This is a genomic window from Massilia antarctica (assembly GCF_015689335.1).
Lineage (GTDB): Bacteria > Pseudomonadota > Gammaproteobacteria > Burkholderiales > Burkholderiaceae_D > Telluria_A > Telluria_A antarctica.
The window spans coordinates 677,971-694,987 of sequence record NZ_CP065053.1 but is presented as its reverse complement, the minus strand read 5'-3'; the positions used below and the strand labels follow the sequence as shown (position 1 = coordinate 694,987).

Annotated in this window: 17 protein-coding genes; 12 read left to right on the top strand and 5 right to left on the bottom strand. The window is 64.6% G+C overall.

The genetic code is table 11. The features are described 5' to 3' along the window. The first annotated feature begins 1 nt into the window (after window position 1). Together IV454_RS03070 and IV454_RS03065 are read left to right on the top strand one after the other, a co-directional pair. Entirely contained in the window at window positions 2-1,312 is a 1,311-nt protein-coding gene (locus tag IV454_RS03070) for a dihydroorotase (protein ID WP_206090245.1), read from the top strand. Between the two features lie 78 nt (window positions 1,313-1,390). Next, a complete protein-coding gene (locus IV454_RS03065) occupies window positions 1,391-2,140 on the top strand; it encodes a lysophospholipid acyltransferase family protein (RefSeq protein ID WP_054268481.1) in 750 nt (249 codons plus the stop codon). On the opposite strand, the gene IV454_RS03060 is transcribed toward IV454_RS03065, so the two are convergent. Then, window positions 2,137-2,988, bottom strand: a complete 852-nt coding sequence (locus tag IV454_RS03060) for a symmetrical bis(5'-nucleosyl)-tetraphosphatase (RefSeq protein WP_206090243.1) — start codon at window positions 2,986-2,988, stop codon at window positions 2,137-2,139. The two genes, IV454_RS03065 and IV454_RS03060, sit on opposite strands and share 4 nt — an antisense overlap. Window positions 2,989-3,057: 69 nt before the next feature. Between IV454_RS03060 and rfbB the strand changes: the two genes are divergently transcribed. The 10 genes from rfbB to IV454_RS03010 all read left to right on the top strand — a co-directional run bounded on the left by rfbB (window position 3,058) and on the right by IV454_RS03010 (window position 12,587). Beyond that, window positions 3,058-4,122, top strand: a complete 1,065-nt coding sequence (gene rfbB / locus IV454_RS03055; RefSeq protein WP_206090241.1) for a dTDP-glucose 4,6-dehydratase — start codon at window positions 3,058-3,060, stop codon at window positions 4,120-4,122. Further along, a complete protein-coding gene (gene rfbA, locus IV454_RS03050) occupies window positions 4,119-5,012 on the top strand; it encodes a glucose-1-phosphate thymidylyltransferase RfbA (RefSeq protein WP_206090239.1) in 894 nt (297 codons plus the stop codon). The genes rfbB and rfbA overlap by 4 nt, the downstream gene beginning before the upstream one ends. Continuing rightward, entirely contained in the window at window positions 5,012-5,557 is a 546-nt protein-coding gene (gene rfbC, locus IV454_RS03045; RefSeq protein ID WP_206090237.1) for a dTDP-4-dehydrorhamnose 3,5-epimerase, read from the top strand. Before rfbA ends, rfbC begins: the two co-directional genes overlap by 1 nt. Beyond that, complete coding sequence (gene rfbD, locus IV454_RS03040) at window positions 5,554-6,444, top strand: dTDP-4-dehydrorhamnose reductase (RefSeq protein ID WP_206090234.1); 891 nt, start codon at window positions 5,554-5,556, stop codon at window positions 6,442-6,444. Before rfbC ends, rfbD begins: the two co-directional genes overlap by 4 nt. 218 nt (window positions 6,445-6,662) lie before the next feature. Next, entirely contained in the window at window positions 6,663-7,757 is a 1,095-nt protein-coding gene (locus tag IV454_RS03035) for a glycosyltransferase family 4 protein (RefSeq protein WP_206090232.1), read from the top strand. A gap of 81 nt (window positions 7,758-7,838) precedes the next feature. Further along, entirely contained in the window at window positions 7,839-8,147 is a 309-nt protein-coding gene (locus tag IV454_RS03030; RefSeq protein WP_054268487.1) for an H-NS histone family protein, read from the top strand. Window positions 8,148-8,339: 192 nt separating this feature from the next. Beyond that, window positions 8,340-9,722 (top strand): phosphomannomutase/phosphoglucomutase, encoded by a 1,383-nt coding sequence (locus IV454_RS03025; RefSeq protein WP_206090230.1) that lies wholly within the window; start codon window positions 8,340-8,342, stop codon window positions 9,720-9,722. A gap of 20 nt (window positions 9,723-9,742) precedes the next feature. Next, complete coding sequence (gene waaC, locus IV454_RS03020) at window positions 9,743-10,723, top strand: lipopolysaccharide heptosyltransferase I (protein WP_206092522.1); 981 nt, start codon at window positions 9,743-9,745, stop codon at window positions 10,721-10,723. Next, window positions 10,723-11,985 (top strand): lipid IV(A) 3-deoxy-D-manno-octulosonic acid transferase, encoded by a 1,263-nt coding sequence (waaA, locus tag IV454_RS03015; protein WP_206090228.1) that lies wholly within the window; start codon window positions 10,723-10,725, stop codon window positions 11,983-11,985. The genes waaC and waaA overlap by 1 nt, the downstream gene beginning before the upstream one ends. Before the next feature lie 44 nt (window positions 11,986-12,029). Then, window positions 12,030-12,587, top strand: coding sequence for a YcxB family protein (locus tag IV454_RS03010; RefSeq protein ID WP_229522029.1), 558 nt, complete (start codon window positions 12,030-12,032; stop codon window positions 12,585-12,587). Between the two features lie 14 nt (window positions 12,588-12,601). Here the strand turns inward: IV454_RS03010 and IV454_RS03005 are convergent, their stop codons facing one another. The 4 genes from IV454_RS03005 to glyS are packed head-to-tail and all read right to left on the bottom strand — an operon-like array spanning window position 12,602 to window position 17,000. Continuing rightward, entirely contained in the window at window positions 12,602-13,534 is a 933-nt protein-coding gene (locus IV454_RS03005; RefSeq protein ID WP_206092521.1) for a M48 family metallopeptidase, read from the bottom strand. 14 nt (window positions 13,535-13,548) lie between these two features. After that, window positions 13,549-14,289: a lysophospholipid acyltransferase family protein gene (locus IV454_RS03000; RefSeq protein ID WP_206090226.1), complete on the bottom strand. Its 741-nt coding sequence runs from the start codon at window positions 14,287-14,289 to the stop codon at window positions 13,549-13,551. Between the two features lie 47 nt (window positions 14,290-14,336). Beyond that, window positions 14,337-14,900, bottom strand: coding sequence for a D-glycero-beta-D-manno-heptose 1,7-bisphosphate 7-phosphatase (gene gmhB / locus IV454_RS02995; RefSeq protein WP_206090224.1), 564 nt, complete (start codon window positions 14,898-14,900; stop codon window positions 14,337-14,339). 12 nt (window positions 14,901-14,912) lie between these two features. After that, window positions 14,913-17,000: a glycine--tRNA ligase subunit beta gene (gene glyS, locus IV454_RS02990; protein WP_206092520.1), complete on the bottom strand. Its 2,088-nt coding sequence runs from the start codon at window positions 16,998-17,000 to the stop codon at window positions 14,913-14,915. Window positions 17,001-17,017 lie beyond the last annotated feature (17 nt).

The following is a 17,017-nucleotide window of genomic DNA, read 5'->3' as shown; positions in this document are numbered from 1 at the left end:
CGTGAACAACCATCTTCATATCAAGAACGGGCGCCTGATCGACCCGGCCAACGGCATCGACACGGTCACCGACCTGTTCATCGTCGACGGCAAAGTGGCATCGACCGGCACGGCGCCGGCTGGATTCAAGGCCGGCAACAGCATCGACGCCACCGGCCTGGTGGTCGCTCCCGGCCTGGTCGACCTGTCGGCGCGCCTGCGCGAGCCGGGTTACGAATACAAGGCCACCCTCAAGTCCGAGATGCAGGCGGCGATGCAGGGCGGCGTGACCAGCCTGATTTGTCCGCCCGATACCGATCCGGTGCTGGACGAACCGGGCCTGGTCGAAATGCTCAAGTACCGCGCCGGCAAGCTGCAGCAGGCGCACGTGCACCCATTGGGCGCGCTGACCATGGGCCTGAAGGGCAAGGCCCTGACCGAAATGGTGGAGCTGACGGAAGCGGGCTGCATCGGCTTTTCGCAGGCCGAGGAAGTCATCGAAGACACCACGGTGCTGCTGCGCGCCCTGCAGTACGCCAAAACCTTCGGCTTTACCGTGTGGGTGCGTCCGCAGGATGCGCACATCGGGCGCGGCGGCATCGCCCACAGCGGGCCGCTGGCCTCGCGCCTTGGCCTGGCCGGGGTGCCGGTCATGTCCGAGACGATCGCGCTGCATACCGTGTTCGAGCTGGTGCGCGCCACCGGCGCGCGCGTGCACCTGTGCCGCATGTCGTCCTCCGCCGGCCTTGACCTGGTGCGGGCGGCCAAGAAGGAAGGCTTGCCGGTCACCTGCGACGTCGCCGTGCACCACGTGCACATGACCGACGCCGACATCGGCTTTTTCGATTCCAACGCGAGGGTCACGCCGCCGTTCCGCAGCCAGCGCGACCGCGATGCGATCCGCGCCGCCCTGTACGACGGCACCATCGACGCGATCTGCTCGGACCACACCCCGGTCGACGACGACGAGAAGTTGCTGCCGTTCGGCGAAGCCTCTCCCGGCGCCACCGGGCTGGAACTGCTGCTGTCGCTGGCCATCAAGTGGGCCGACGATTACGCCAGCGTGCAGCATGGCGCCGCGGGATCGAGCACACCGCTGGCGCGCGCGATCGCCAAGATCACGAGCGACGCGGCGCGCATCGCCGGCCTGGCGGTGGGCCAGCTGTCGCCGGGCGCTTGCGCCGACGTGGTGGTGTTCGATCCGGCCGCGCGCTGGACGGTCGAGGCGTCAGCGCTGGCCAGCCAGGGCAAGCACACGCCTTTCCTCGGCTACGAACTGGCCGGGCAGGTGAAGGCGACCATCGTGGGCGGACGCATCGCGTTTCAGCGTTAAGATGACCGGCGGCGCGCGACGCCGCAGGCAAACCGGGCGCCATCGGCGCGCCCGGCATTCCCGTTCCTTTGGTGTCATGTGAAGATCAAGCTCTATTTCCGGCTGTGCCGCGTGTTTTTCCATCTGTTGACCGGCCTGTCCGCGTGCGCATTCGTGTTCCCGTGGGCCAGCCATCGGCTGCGCGACCGCGTGACCCAGAGCTGGTCACGGCGTCTGGTGGGCATCTGTGGCGTGACGGTGATGCCGTCGACCGGCGTGCCGGCGCTGGCGCACGCGATGGTGGTGGCCAATCACGTTTCTTGGCTCGATATCTTCGTGATCAATGCGCTGTACCCGTGCCGCTTCGTGGCCAAGTCCGAAATCCGCGAGTGGCCGGTGCTAGGCTGGCTGGCCGACAAGGCCGGCACGGTGTTCCTCGCGCGCGGCAACCGGCGCGACCTGCGCCAGATTTTCAAGGGCTTGGTGCTCAAGCTGGAGCAGGGGGAACGCGTCGCTTTCTTCCCGGAAGGGACCACGGCGCAGCAGGGAAGCCTGATGCCTTTCCATGCCAACCTGTTCGAGGCGGCGGTGGACGCGAAGGTGATGGTGCAGCCGTATGCGGTGTGCTACATGGACGATACACAACGGCTGCTGCACCCATCAATCGAATTTATCGGCGATATGACCTTCGCCCAGAGCATGGTGGCAATTTTGTCCGGCCCGCCGGTATTCGCTCGCTTGGTGTGCTCTGCGCCCATCAATGCCGCCGGCGCGCACCGGCGCGACGTGTGCGCCGCCGCACATGCCGCAGTGGGCGCAGCGCTGTCCCAGGAAATCGTCGGCCGCTAGGGCTTCGGTTTGCCGGGTTCCTTGTACTCGGGGCAGTCGACTTGCAGCAGGCTGCGGTCGTTCAGGCACAGGGCCGTCAGTTTGCCGCCCCACACGCAGCCGCTATCGAGGCCGATGACGTCGGGGCGCAGCAGCAGGCCGAGGGCCGACCAGTGGCCGAACACAACGGTGGTGCCCGCGCTCCTGCGGCCGGGCAGGTCGAACCAGGGCAGCAAATTCGATCCGGGCGGCGCGCCCGCGCTTTCCTTTTCCTTGAAATCCATGGTGCCGTCCGGCGCGCACAGGCGCATGCGCGTGAGTGCGTTGACGATGCAGCGCAGGCGCGCCATGCCGGTAAGCGCATCGTCCCAGCGCGCCGGCTCGTTGCCGTACATATTGCGCAAAAAATCGATCCAGCCCGGCCCGCGCAGCACCGCCTCGACTTCCCCCGCCAAGGCCATGGTCTGCGCCGCGTCCCACTGGGGCGCCACGCCGGCATGCACCAGCAGGTGGCCTTCGGCCATCATGGCCAGCGGGCGATGGCGCAGCCAGTCGATCAGGTCATCGCGGTCGGGCGCGGCGAGGATTGTGTCGAGCGTATCGGACTTCGACATCTTTTGCGCGCCCACGGCGACGGCCAGCAGGTGCAGGTCGTGGTTGCCGAGCAGGGCGTCGCTGGCGCCGCCGCTGGCGCGCGCGAGCGCCGCCACGTGGCGCAGGGCGTCGAGCGAGGCCGGGCCGCGGTTGATCAGGTCACCCACGAACAGCACGCGCGCCTGTCCCGCGGCATCGGCGTCGATCCGCTTGAGCAGGACGGCGGCTTCGTGGGCGCACCCTTGCAGGTCGCCAATTACATAAGTTTTTAACAATTCAATTCCAGTACTGGCGCGTTTCACATAAAATCGTGGTTTCAAATTCCCGACCTCCGCGGATACTAAATGATTTTTGTAACCGGTGGTGCCGGTTTTATCGGATCCAATTTCATCCTCGACTGGCTCGCGCTCGGCGACGAGCCGGTATTGAATCTGGATAAACTGACGTATGCAGGCAATCTGAATAATCTCGCGCGGCTCAAGGACGACCCGCGCCACCTGTTCGTGCAGGGCGATATCGGCAACCGCGCGCTGGTGGCGCGGCTGCTGGAGCAGCATCGCCCGCGCGCGTTGCTCCATTTCGCCGCCGAGAGCCATGTGGACCGCTCGATCGACGCTCCGGACGACTTCATCGCCACTAATATCAACGGCACCTTCGCGCTGCTCGAGGCGGCGCGCGCGTATTGGCAGGGTTTGGCCGGCGCGCGGCAAAGCGCGTTTCGCTTCCTGCACGTGTCGACCGATGAAGTGTATGGCACCTTAGGTCCCGGCGATCCGGCGTTTACCGAGCGCACCGCGTATGCGCCAAACAGCCCGTATGCGGCCTCCAAGGCGGCGGCGGACCATCTGGTGCGGGCCTGCCATCACACCTACGGCTTGCCGACCCTGACCAGCAATTGCTCGAACAACTATGGTCCCTGCCAGTTCCCGGAAAAGCTGATCCCCCTGATGATCGCCAATGCGCTGGCGGGAAAACCCCTGCCCGTGTACGGCGACGGGCAGCAGGTGCGCGACTGGCTGTACGTGGGTGACCACTGCGCGGCGCTGCGCCGCATTCTGGACGCCGGGCGGCCGGGCGAGGTGTATAACGTCGGCGGCCACAATGAAATGAAGAATATCGATGTCATTCACGCCCTGTGCGATCTGCTCGACACGGCGGCCCCGCGCGCGGCCAGCGCGGCCAGTTACCGCAGCCAGATCGTGCATGTGGCGGACCGGCCGGGCCACGACCGGCGCTATGCGGTCGATGCCGGCAAGCTGCAGCGCGAATTGGGCTGGGCCCCGGCCGCGAGTTTCGCCAGCGGTATCGCCAATACGGTGCGCTGGTACCTGGAACAGCGCGCCTGGGCGGCCGATATCGCCTCGGGCGCTTACCGGAACGGGCATCCGCATGCGGGAGCGGCGCCATGACGGCGGCCTTGGCGCGCAAGGGCATTATCCTGGCGGGCGGCTCCGGATCGCGCCTGTATCCGGTCACCACCAGTGTCTCGAAGCAGTTGCTGCCGGTGTACGACAAGCCGATGATTTATTATCCGCTCACGACCCTGATGCTGGCCGGGATGCGCGATATCCTGATCATTTCGACCCCGCAGGATACGCCGCGTTTCTGCGAGCTGCTCGGCGATGGCAGCGCCTGGGGCATTAACCTGCGCTACGCGGTGCAGCCGTCGCCCGATGGCCTGGCGCAAGCCTTCATTATCGGAAGGGATTTTGTCGGCGCGCAGCCTTCGGCGCTGATTTTAGGCGACAATATTTATTACGGTCATGGACTCGATCATAAATTGAATATGGCCAATGCGCGCGCCGATGGCGCCACGGTATTCGCGTATCACGTGCACGATCCGGAACGCTACGGGGTGGTGGAATTCGACCGGGACCGGAATGCGCTGTCGATCGAAGAAAAGCCGCGCTTGCCGAAATCGCATTACGCCGTGACCGGCCTGTATTTTTACGACAAGCAGGTGTGCGACATCGCCGCCTCGATCCGGCCCTCGGCACGCGGCGAACTGGAGATTACCGATGTTAACCGCGCCTATCTGGCCACCGGGCAATTGCGGGTGGAAGTGATGGGGCGCGGGCTGGCCTGGCTCGATACCGGCACCCATGAATCGCTATTGGAAGCGTCGCAATTCATCTCCACCATCGAGAAGCGCCAGGGTTTGAAAGTCGCGGTCCCCGAAGAAATCGCTTACCGCAAGGGTTTTATCAGCGCCGCCGACCTGGAAGCGCTGGCCCAGCCGATAAAAGATAATGCTTACGGGCAGTATTTGCTGCAAGTCTTAAACGATAGGATTTTCTGATGAAAGCCACGCCAACCGCCATGCCCGAAGTGCTGATCCTGGAACCGCGCGTGTTCGGCGACGACCGGGGTTTTTTCTTCGAGAGTTTCAACGAACGCAAGTTCGAGCAGCTGACCGGTGTCGCCGCCCATTTTGTCCAGGATAACCATTCCAAATCGGCCAAAAATGTCTTGCGCGGCCTGCATTATCAGATCAGCCAGCCGCAAGGCAAACTGGTGCGCGTCAGCGCCGGCGCCGTGTATGACGTGGTGGTTGATCTGCGCAAATCATCGGCCTTTTTCGGGCGCTGGATCGGGGTCGATTTATCGGCCGAAAACCAGCGTCAGCTGTGGATTCCGCCCGGCTTCGCACATGGTTTCATGGTTACCAGCGAGAGCGCTGAAGTCCAGTACAAAACCACCGATTACTGGGCGCCCGAGCTGGAACGGGTGATTTTGTGGAACGATCCCGATATCGGCATCGACTGGCCCCTGCGCGGGCTGCCCATGCTCTCCAGCAAGGATAGCAAGGGGACGCCGCTGGCGCAGTCCGACGTGTTTCCGTGAGGATTTTACTCACCGGTGCCAGCGGGCAGGTCGGGCATGAGCTGGCGCGCCGCCTGCGTCCGCTGGGCGAGCTGGTCGCGCCCGGGCACGCGCAATGCGACCTGGCCGACCTCGACCAGCTGCGCGCCGTGCTGCGTGCCGTGCGGCCCGGCCTGATCGTCAACGCGGCCGCCTACACGGCCGTGGACCGGGCCCAGGACGAGGGCGCGCTGGCGATGCGGATCAATGCCGACGCGCCCGCCCTGATGGCGCAGGAAGCCCGGGTGCTGGGGGCCGCGCTGCTGCATTATTCCACCGATTACGTGTTCGACGGTACGAGCGCGCGCGCCTACGCCGAGACCGATACCCCGGCGCCCTTGAATGTCTATGGCCAGAGCAAGCTTGCCGGCGAGCAGGCGATTGCCGCTGCGGGTATTGCCCACCTGATTGTGCGCACCAGCTGGCTGTATGGCATGCACGGCAATAATTTTTTGCTGACCATGCTGCGCCTGGCGCGCGAACGGACGCAGTTGCGCATCGTCGCCGACCAGCATGGCGCCCCCACCTGGAGCGGCACGGTGGCCGATGCCAGTGCCCGCCTGCTGGGCCTGGCGCTGGCGGGCGGCGCGCCGTGGTGGGAGCGGCACGGCGGCCTGTACCACCTGAGCAGCCAGGGCCAGACCAGTTGGGCCGGCTTCGCCGAAGCGATTTTCAGCGCGACCGGAACGGCTTGCCAGGTGATCCCGATCAGCGCCGCCGAGTACGGCGCCAGCGCGCCCCGGCCCGCCAATTCCCTCTTGGATTCGGGCAAATTGATGGCCTTGTGCGGCCCCTTGCCGGACTGGCGCGCCGCCCTGGCCGCTTGCCTGGCGGAGGCGCCCGCACCCGGCGGCTCCGGTCAGGAGTGAGCAAAAGGGCCGCAACAGGCGCCGATGGCGCCCTTTTTGCATGAAACCTGAGTATCGTCGGCCGCGGGCCCCCATCCTGGCGTAATTAAGGGGCAGGTAATCCGGTACAATCACGGATTACTCTCACACCAGATCATGGCGACGGCAACACTCACCGCATGCGTTGGTCCGCCGGGTAGGGCACGAGCCTGCCCGCGTTTTTGCATATATAAATAATAATGTTTTCATTTCTCGTGAGTTTCGTCGCTTCCGCACTGCTGACCCTGCTTGTGATCAAGCAGGCCAGGCTGCATGGTCCCGCGCTCGATGCCGATTTCTTCGGCGTGCAAAAAGTCCACGCGCATACCGTGGCGCGCATTGGCGGGCTGCCGATTTTCATGGCGGTCGTTATCAGCGCGCTCATTTCGATCTGGCGGGTGCCGGCCATGGCGGGCTGGCTGATGTCACTGATGATGTGCGCCGGCGTGGCATTTGTCGGCGGCATCGTGGAAGACTATACCGGCAATGTGAGCGCGCTGCGCCGCCTGGTATTGACGATGGCGGCCGCCTTGCTCGGTTATTTCTTGCTCGACGCCAAACTCGACCGTATTGACTTTCCCTTCAGCTCGTGGCGCATCATGTATATCTGGGTGGCGGTGCCGCTGACCGTGCTGGCGGTGGCCGGGATCGCCAATGCGATTAATATCATCGACGGCTTTAATGGCCTGGCCAGCGTGGTAACCATTTGTATGCTGATCTCGCTCGGTTATGTGGCGTGGCAGGTGGGCGATGTGTTCGTGCTGGTGGCGGCGCTGATGGTGGCGGGCGCCACGGCCGGCTTCCTGATCTGGAATTACCCGGTCGGCCTGATATTCCTGGGCGACGGCGGCGCGTATTTTATCGGCTTCATGCTGGGTGAGCTGGCGCTGCTGCTGGTAATGCGCAACCCCGACGTGTCGACCTGGTATGCGGCTTTGCTGCTGATATATCCCGCGTTCGAAACGATTTTCTCGGCCTATCGCCGCATGTTCTTGCGCGGCAAATCCCCCGCAATGCCCGATGGAATTCACCTGCACAGCCTGATTTTCCGGCGCATCGTGCAATGGGCGGTGGGGCGTAAAGAAGCGCGCGCCCTGATGCGGCGCAATTCGCTAACATCGCCCTACCTGTGGATGTTTTCGCTGATGGCGGTAATCCCGGCCACGGTATTCTGGAAAAACACGGGCGTATTGATTTTTTTCTGTTTATTGTTCGTCGTCAGTTATGTGTGGCTGTATGCGCGTATTGTTCGATTTAAGTCACCCCGCTGGCTCATTCTTCGCAAGAAGGACTAGCATTAATACACGGATGTAGTATATTGCGACAATTGGTGAGATTTCACTTAATCTGTTTCAACCCACTTTGAAGGAACGATGATGGATCTGTCAAATATGTCCGTTGGTGACCTGCGCAACCTGCAGGATCAAATCAAGCAAGAAATGAAGAAGCGCGAGCACCAGGAAGTCGCCAAGGCGCGCGAACAGATCCTGGCAATTGCACAGAGCGTTGGTGTGCCACTAAAGGACCTGATTGGTACCGGCATCCGCGCCAAGACCGGCAGCGTGGCCGTGCGTTATCGTCATCCGGACAATGCAGCCCAACAATGGACCGGCCGTGGCCGCCAGCCGAAATGGGTCAAGGAATGGGTCGAAGGCGGCAAAGACATCGACAAGCTGCGCGTCTAGTCGTTTTCCATGTAGCGGCAAGATCTGCGGGCCGGCAATTCCCAACAGCCCCGCTTGCCGCTACAATATCAACCACGTTCCTTTAACCGCTTTCCCCCACATTCATCCCGACGCACTGTTTGCATCCGCCTGTTCCTGCATGGCGCACGCCGGCATCCTTCCGCGCCGCGATTCTCCTAAGGTTTCTATCCCATGCTTCCACTTTCCAAGACGATCTTCAAAGCCTACGACATTCGCGGGGTTATCGGCAGCACGCTCGATGCCGGCATTGCGCGCCAGATCGGCCAGGCCTTCGGCATGGCCGCGCTGGCCAAGGGTGAACGCACCGTCGTGATCGGCCGTGATGGCCGCTTGTCCGGCCCGGAACTGACGGCAGCGCTGGCAGAAGGCTTGCAAGCCGCCGGCGTCGATGTGATCGACCTGGGCGTGGTGGCAACCCCGATGGTCTACTTCGGCACCAATGTGCTGGGCGCGGCCTCGGGCATCATGGTCACGGGCAGCCACAATCCGCCCAACTACAACGGTTTCAAGATGGTGCTGGCCGGCGAAGCGATTCACGGCGAGACCATTCAGGCGCTGTACCACAGCATCGCCGCCCATGACGGCAGCGCCGCGCCGAACCCGGGCGCCTACAGCACCCACGATATCCGCGCCGCTTATCTCGAGCGCATCATCGGCGACGTCAAGCTGGCGCGCCCGATGAAAATCGCGGTCGACTGCGGCAACGGCGTGGCCGGCGCCTTTGCCGGCGACCTGTATCGCGGCATGGGCTGCGAAGTGATCGAACTGTTCTGCGAAGTGGACGGCACCTTCCCGAACCACCATCCCGATCCGGCCCACCCGGAAAACCTGCAGGACCTGATCAAATGCCTGCGCGAGACCGACGCCGAAATCGGCATCGCTTTCGATGGCGACGGCGACCGCCTTGGCGTGGTCACCAAGGATGGCCAGATCATCTACCCGGACCGCCAGATGATGCTGTTCGCGGCCGATGTCCTGGCGCGCAATCCGGGCGCCGAGATTTTGTACGACGTCAAATGCACGCGCCACCTGGCGCCGTGGATTTCCAAGCATGGCGGCCGTCCCCTGATGTGGAAGACCGGCCACTCGCTGGTCAAGGCCAAGCTGCGCGAAACCGGCGCTCCGCTGGGCGGCGAAATGAGCGGCCATATCTTCTTCAAGGACCGCTGGTACGGTTTCGACGACGGCCTGTACTCCGGCGCGCGCCTGCTCGAACTGCTCACGCGCGAAGCCGATCCGTCGGCCATGATGAACGCGCTGCCGCAGTCCGACAGCACGCCGGAACTGCACCTGCACCTGGCCGAGGGCGAGAACGTGGCCCTGATCGAGCGCCTGCGCAACGAAGCGAGCTTCCCCGGCTCCGAGCGCATCATCGACATCGACGGCTTGCGCGTCGAATATCCGGACGGCTTCGGCCTGGCGCGTTCGTCCAACACCACGCCGGTGGTGGTGATGCGCTTCGAAGCGGAAACGCCGGAAGCGCTGCGCCGCATCCAGGGCGAATTCCGGCGCGTGATCGTGGCCGTGCGGCCCGACGCCGAACTGCCGTTCTGAGCGAGCCCCGCTTGGCGCGCCTGAACATCCTGCTGGTGCGCGTGTCGTCCCTGGGCGACGTGCTGCACAACCTGCCGATGGTGGCCGATATCCTGCGCCACCATCCCGACGCCAACATCGACTGGGTGGTGGAGGAGGGCTATGTCAGCCTGGTGCGCCTGAACCCCCACGTGCGCCGCATCATCCCGTTTGCCTTGCGGCGCTGGCGCAAAAGCCTCGGCAAGAAGGAAACGCGCATGGAAATTCGCGGTTTCTTCAAGGCCGTGCGCGAAGAACAGTACGACTACGTGTTCGATACCCAGGGCTTGCTCAAGACCGGCATCATCATGGGCGCCGCGCGCGTAAAAAAAGGCGGGCGCAAGGTCGGCCTAGCCAACGGCAGCGAAGGCTCCGGCTACGAAGGCATCTCGCGCATCTTCCACACCCAGAGCATCGCCACCGATCCGCGTACGCACGCAGTGGCGCGCGGGCGCCTGGTGGCCGGCGCGGCGCTCGGCTACGCGGTCGACACCGTCCCCGACTTCGGCCTGCCGGGACCAGACCAGGCCAACCGGCCGGCATGGATGCCGGCCGGCGACTACGCGGTGTTCTTCCACGGGACCGCGCGCAATGCCAAGAAATGGGCGCCGGAGAACTGGATCGCCACCGGCCGCGCGCTCGCGCCCATGCCGGTATTGCTGGCCTGGGGTTCGCCGCTTGAGAAGGCCGAGGCCGACACCTTGGCGGCCAGCCTGCCGAACGCCACCGTGCTGCCCAGGCTGTCGATGGATGAAGCGGTCGGCCTGGCGCGCAACGCGGCGCTGGCGATCGGCGTCGACACGGGCCTGACCCACATCGCCGCCGCCTTCATGCGCCCGGTGATCGAGATTTACTGCGACTCGCCCAAGTGGAAGACCGAAGGCAACTGGTCGCCGCACATCATCAACCTGGGCGACAAGGGCGCGCCGCCGGCGGTGGCCGAGGTACTGGCCGCCGTCAAGCAGCTGCGAGGCATGGCCTGATGCGCGCGTTCTACAGCGTCATGTGGTACCTGGCCTTGCCGCTGGTGCTGGGACGCCTGTGGTGGCGCGGCTTCAAGGAGCCGGGCTACCGCCAGCACTGGCGCGAGCGGCTCGGCTTCTACCGCACCCGCGTGGCCGGCTGGCACACGATCTGGGTGCATGCGGTGTCGGTCGGCGAAACGCGCGCCGCCGAACCGCTGATCGACGCGCTGATCGAGGCTTATCCAGACAGCCGCATCGTACTGACCCACATGACCCCCACCGGGCGCGCCACCGGACGCGCGCTGTTTGCCAAACATGGCGAGCGCCTGATCCAGGCCTATCTGCCGTACGACACGGTGGGCATGGTGAATCGTTTCATCCGCCAGTTCACCCCGCGCATCTGCATCCTGATGGAGACCGAAGTCTGGCCCAACCTGATCGCCGCCTGCGGCGAGCGCATTCCGGTCGCGCTGGTCAACGCGCGCCTGTCGGAACGCTCGCTCAAGCGCGGCCAGCGCTTCGGCAAGCTGATGACCGATGCCGGCCGCGGCATCGCCCTGGTGGCCGCCCAGACCGAGGCTGACGCCGCGCGCCTGCGTTCTTTCGGCGCGCCGAACGTGGAAGTCACCGGCAGCATCAAGTTCGACGTGGTGGTGCCCGATGCGGCCCTGGAGACGGGGGCCTGGCTGCGCGCGAAAATCGGCGCACACAAGGTGCTGCTGTGCGCCAGCACGCGCGATGGCGAGGAAGCGCTGATCCTCGACGCCTATCAGCGCATGACGTGGGCCGGCCCGGCCCCGCTCCTGATGATCGTGCCGCGCCACCCGCAGCGTTTCGACGACGTGGCGGCGCTGGTCGCCGAGCGCGGCTTTTCGCTGCGGCGCCGTTCGGCCATTGATAACGAGGGCGCGGACGCGCAAGTGCTGCTGGGCGACTCGATGGGCGAGATGTTCGCCTACTACGCCGCCTGCGACGTGGCCTTCGTGGGCGGCAGCCTGCTGCCGCTGGGCGGGCAAAACCTGATCGAGCCGTGCGCCCTTGGCAAACCGGTGCTGGTCGGCCCGCACACCTTCAATTTCGCGCTGGCCACCGAGGACGCCATCGCCGACGGCGGCGCCATCCGCGTGGCGGACGCCGCCGCGCTGCTCAGCGAGGCGTCGCGCCTGCTGGGCGACCCCGCCGCGCGCGCCGCCATGGGCGAGCGGGCTGCGGCGTACGCGCAACGCCACCGCGGCGCGACGGCGCGCACAGTTGGTTTATTGCGACGATTGATTTATTAGGCTTTGGTACCATGTGACCACAATAAATAAAACTGGGGAAATGCATGTGGTTCATTCATCCAAAGCCGGCGGGCAGCCGCAAGCCCGTCGCCGTGCTGGTTCAACGTCAACGGCTCGATTCAGCCAACGGCATCACCATTGACGCTCCGCTGATGCCGCTGCCGGTTCTCGGGCCGGGGCTGGTGCCCGCCGCCGCGCCGGAGACGGTGCAGTTTTCGGTACGTTATGCGCTGCCGGAATACGTCAGCTTCATGTGGCAGCATGCCGGATATATCATCCGCCGCCGTCGCATCGGTACTCTTGCTACGTATTGGATGCAAACCAAGAGTACCTCGTCGGCGGCGCTGCATTTCGTCACCCAGGGGCGTTCCCGCCATACCTACGAATTCACGATCGACACGCATGGCATCGTGCGCGCCAGCGGCAGCGGCGTGACCCTGGTGCCGTGGGGCGATGTATGTTCGATCCGGCGCTATTCGCGCGGCTTCATGATGGTCCTCAAGCGCGGCACCCTGCCGGTGCCGTTCCGCTGCCTGAGCGCCGCGCAGGGCGAGAGCATGGTGCGCTTCGGCGAGTCGCTGCGGGCCGCCACGCGGCTCTGAGAGCGCGCCGCGCTTCAGGCGGTGAATACCACCGGCATTTCCTGCGAACGCTGCTTGAGCGCCATCCTGGCGCCGTCATAATCGGGATACACCGACTCCACCCTGGCCCAGAAGCGCGCGCTGTGGTTCATTTCGATCAGGTGCGCCAGCTCGTGCGCCACCACGTAGTCGAGCAGCGGCAGCGCGTAGTGGATCAGGCGCCAGTTCAGGCGGATGTGGCCATCGACCGTGCACGAACCCCAGCGCGTGCCGGCCGACGACAGCGCCAGCGAGGCGTGGCGCACGCCCAGTTTTTCCCCATACAGGTCGAGCCGTTCGGCGAACAGGCGCTTGGCCTCGGCCTGGAACCAGATCTTTACCCGTTCCTGCAACTGCCATTCGGCCAGCCCGGCCACCACGCCCACCGTCAGCACGCGCGCCTGCGCATCGAACTCGCAGCGGCTGCGCGGCGCGTCTTCCAGGCGCAAGGTGATGTTCGCGCCCAGGTAGGGCAGCTGGGCACCGTCGACCCACACCACCGGCGCGCGTTCCTGGCGCAGGGCGCGCCGCTCGCCGCGTTCGCGCAGCTTGGTGAGGATCCAGCGCTGCTTGGCGCGGATGGCGTTGTCGATGTCGGCCAGGGTGATGCGTTTGGGCGCGGTGACGCGCAGGCCATGGTCGTCGATCATGAAGCCGATCGAACGCCGGCTGGAGCGGCGCAATTCAAATTCGAGGCTGTGGGGGCCGAGCTGGATGCGCCGCAGCGGCGGCGCGTCCGGTGCGCGCACCGGCGTGGGGAAAACGACTTTGGGCGGCGCCGGCGGCGCCTTGAACAGCGGCTGCGGCGCGATGGATTGCTTTGCCGCCGGTTCCAGCGCCGCAAAAAAATCCTGGGCGAACAGTTCCAGCTGGTCGCCGTTGATCTTGGGAGAGGACTCGGTCTGCTGCGGCACCGCCGCCTGGATCAGGGCGCCGACCCCGCTCAGCCAGCGCTGTAGACGTGGGGCGAAATGACGCGCATTTCGGATTCTATCCAATTTTCTACCTCTTGCATCAAGCTGTCAGGGGTGTGCCCGTCCGGCGAAATCGGTTTGCCGATCGAGACCGTGATCACACCGGGGCGTTTCAGAAAAGAGTTCTTGGGCCAGCATTCACCTGAATTATGCGCGATCGGCACCACCACCGCATTGGTTTCAATCGCCAGGCGCGTCCCGCCGCTTTTGTATTTGCCTTTTTGTCCGACCGGGATCCGCGTCCCTTCAGGGAACATGATAATCCATTGGCCGTCGGCCAGGCGCCGTTTGCCATGCGCCACCATGTGCTTGAAGGCGTTCTTGCCCTGCTTGCGGTCGATCGGGATCATGCGCAAGAGCGCCATGGCCCAGCCGAAGAAGGGGATATACAAAATCTCCTTCTTGAAGACGAATACCAGGGGACGGGTCAGGTTCGGCAGCAGGAAAATCGTCTCCCACGCCGACTGGTGTTTGGACAGCACGATGGCCGGTTCGTCGGGCAGGTTCTCGTAACCCTTGAATTCGTAGTGGATGCCGCAAATGACCTTGGCGCACCAGATCACGAAGACGTTCCAGCGCGAGGTGACCCAGAAGCGTTTGTTATACGGCAGCGGCGCGGCCAGGAAGCATACGCAGGCCCACACAATGGTGGCGACGGCCATGACCACGGTAAACAGCAGGGAACGCAGGAACAGAATGGTATGACGCAAAGAAGTCTCCGGGAATGCGTGAGTCGGTGGGGGAGTCGGAACGACAATCAGATGGGGATGTGCGCGGCCGCGGCGTTGACCTTGAGCAGCGCGCCGACCATCGTCGCCAGGTCGGGGAAGACCTGGGTGCCGGGCGGCAGGCCGCCGGTTTCGCGCGTCTTTTCGCCCTTGCCGGTCAGGACCAGGTAGGGCGTGCAGCCGCTGATGAAACCGGCCTGCAGGTCGCGCAGCGAATCGCCCACGGTCGGCACGCCTTTCAGGCTGATTTTGAAGCGCTTGGCGATTTCGTCGAACATGCCGGCTTTCGGCTTGCGGCAATCGCAATTGTCGATGGCCGCGTGCGGACAAAAGAAGATGGCGTCGATGTCGGCGCCGACCTGCTGCGCATTGGCGTGCATCTTCTGGTGAATCGCATTGAGGATCGTCATGTCGAACAGTTCGCGCGCAATGCCCGACTGGTTCGAGGCGATGACCACCCGATAACCCGCCTGGTTCAGGCGGGCGATCGCTTCGAGCGAGCCGGGAATCGGAACCCACTCCGCCGGCGACTTGATAAAGGCCGGCGAATCGTGGTTGATGACGCCGTCCCGGTCGAGGATGATCATCTTCATGTCGCTGTTCTCCTATGCCGCCAGCTTGGAAATGTCGGCAACGCGGTTCATCATGCCGTGCAGGACCGACAGCAGCGCCAGGCGGTTGTTGCGCAGCGCCAGATCCTCGTCCATCACCATCACGTCATCAAAAAACCTGGCGACGTCGTCGCGCAGCTGGGCCAGTGTTTTCAAGGTGCCGGCGAAATCGCGCGCCGCAAAGGCCGCATCGATTTCCGGACGCACGCGCGTAATGGCCGCGAACAGGGTGCGTTCGGCGTCTTCCTTGAGCAGCGCTGCGATTGGTGCGCCCGTGACGGCGCCATTTTTCTTGAGGATGTTGGTGATGCGCTTGTTCGCCTCGGCCAGGGTAACGCTTTCCGGCAGGGCGGCAAAAGCTTGCACCGCTTCCAGGCGCTCGACGATGTCGTGCAGGCGGTCCACGTGCGAGGTGAGCACGGCTTCGACTTCGTTGGCGCTAAAACCGCGCTCGCGCAGCACGCCGCGCAGGCGGTCGAACATGAAGGCGCGCACGTCGAGCACCGGGTCGGTGAAGCCGGCGATGCCGTTGAAGCGCGCGTTGGCGAAACCGAGCAGCTCGATGATCGATACGTCCATGCGCTTTTCGACCAGCATGCGCAGTACGCCGAGCGCGTGGCGGCGCAGCGCGAACGGGTCTTTTTCGCCCGTTGGCTGCAGGCCGATACCCCAGATGCCGACCAGCGTTTCGAGCTTGTCGGCCAGCGCCACGGCGGTGCCGGTGTCGGTCGACGGCAGGGTGTCGCCGGCGAAGCGCGGCTGATAGTGTTCGGTCGCGGTCAGCGCCACTTCTTCCGGCTCGCCGTCGTGACGCGCGTAGTAGGTGCCCATGATGCCTTGCAGCTCAGGGAACTCGCCCACCATGTCGGTCAGCAGGTCGGCCTTGGACAGTTGCGCGCCGCGCGCGGCCAGCTGTTCGTTGTAGCCCATGGTGTGGGCGATGTCGGTGGCGATGGCCACCACGCGCTGCGAGCGCGCGGCCTGGGTGCCCAGCTTGTTGTGGTAGACCACATTGGCCAGCAGCGGCAGGCGCGATTCCAGGGTCTTCTTTTTATCTTGCTCGAAGAAGAACTTGGCGTCGGACAGGCGCGGGCGCACCACGCGCTCGTTACCGCCGATGATGTGCTGGGCATCGTCGGTTTCGATGTTGGACACGATCAGGAAGCGCGAACGCAGCTTGCCGTCGGCATCGGTCAGGGCAAAATACTTCTGGTTGGTCTGCATGGTGAGGATCAGGCATTCCTGCGGCACGGCCAGGAATTCTTCCTCGAAGCGGCATTCGTACACGACAGGCCACTCGACCAGCGCCGAGACTTCGTCGAGCAGCGACTCGGGCATCAGGACCTGGTCGGCGCCGGCCTTTTGCAGCAGCGCGCTGCGGATTTTTTCCTTGCGCGCCTCGATGTTGGCGATCACCTTGCCGTCGGCTTCGAGCGTGGCCGCGTACTGGTCGGCATGCGCGATCGTCAGGGGCGCGCCATCGGTCAGGAAGCGGTGGCCGAGGGTCTGGTTGCCGGCGGCGAGGCCGAGCAGGGTCAGTGGCACGGTCTCGCCGCCATGCAGGGCGACCAGCTTGTGGGCCGGACGCACGAACTGCACGGTGGTGCCGTCCGGACGCTGGTAGCTCATTAATTTGGGGATCGGCAGCTTGGCGGCGGATTCTTCCAGCGCGGCTTGCAGGCCGGTTTGCAGCGCGCTGCCAGCCACCTTGCGGGTGTAGAACAGGCTTTCGGCCTTGCCATCCACGGCGCGTTCGAGCGTAGCGATATCGAGGTCCGGCACGCCCAGGGCGGCGAGCTTCTTGGCCAGCGGCGCGGTGCCCTTGCCGTCGGCGTCGAGTGCGACGCTGACCGGCAAGACTTTTTCGCGCACCGATTTATCGGGCGACATGGCGCGCACGCCGGTGATCGAGACGGCCAGGCGGCGCGGCGATGCGTAGGCGGTGGCCACGCTGTCGTCGGCGAGGAAGTCGCGCGATTTGAGGCCGTTGGTAATGCCGGCGGCGAAAGCGGCGCCCAGTTTGGCCAGCGCTTTCGGAGGCAGTTCTTCGGTCAGCAGTTCGACGAGTAAGGTGTTGTTCATCATTCTAATTTTATCTT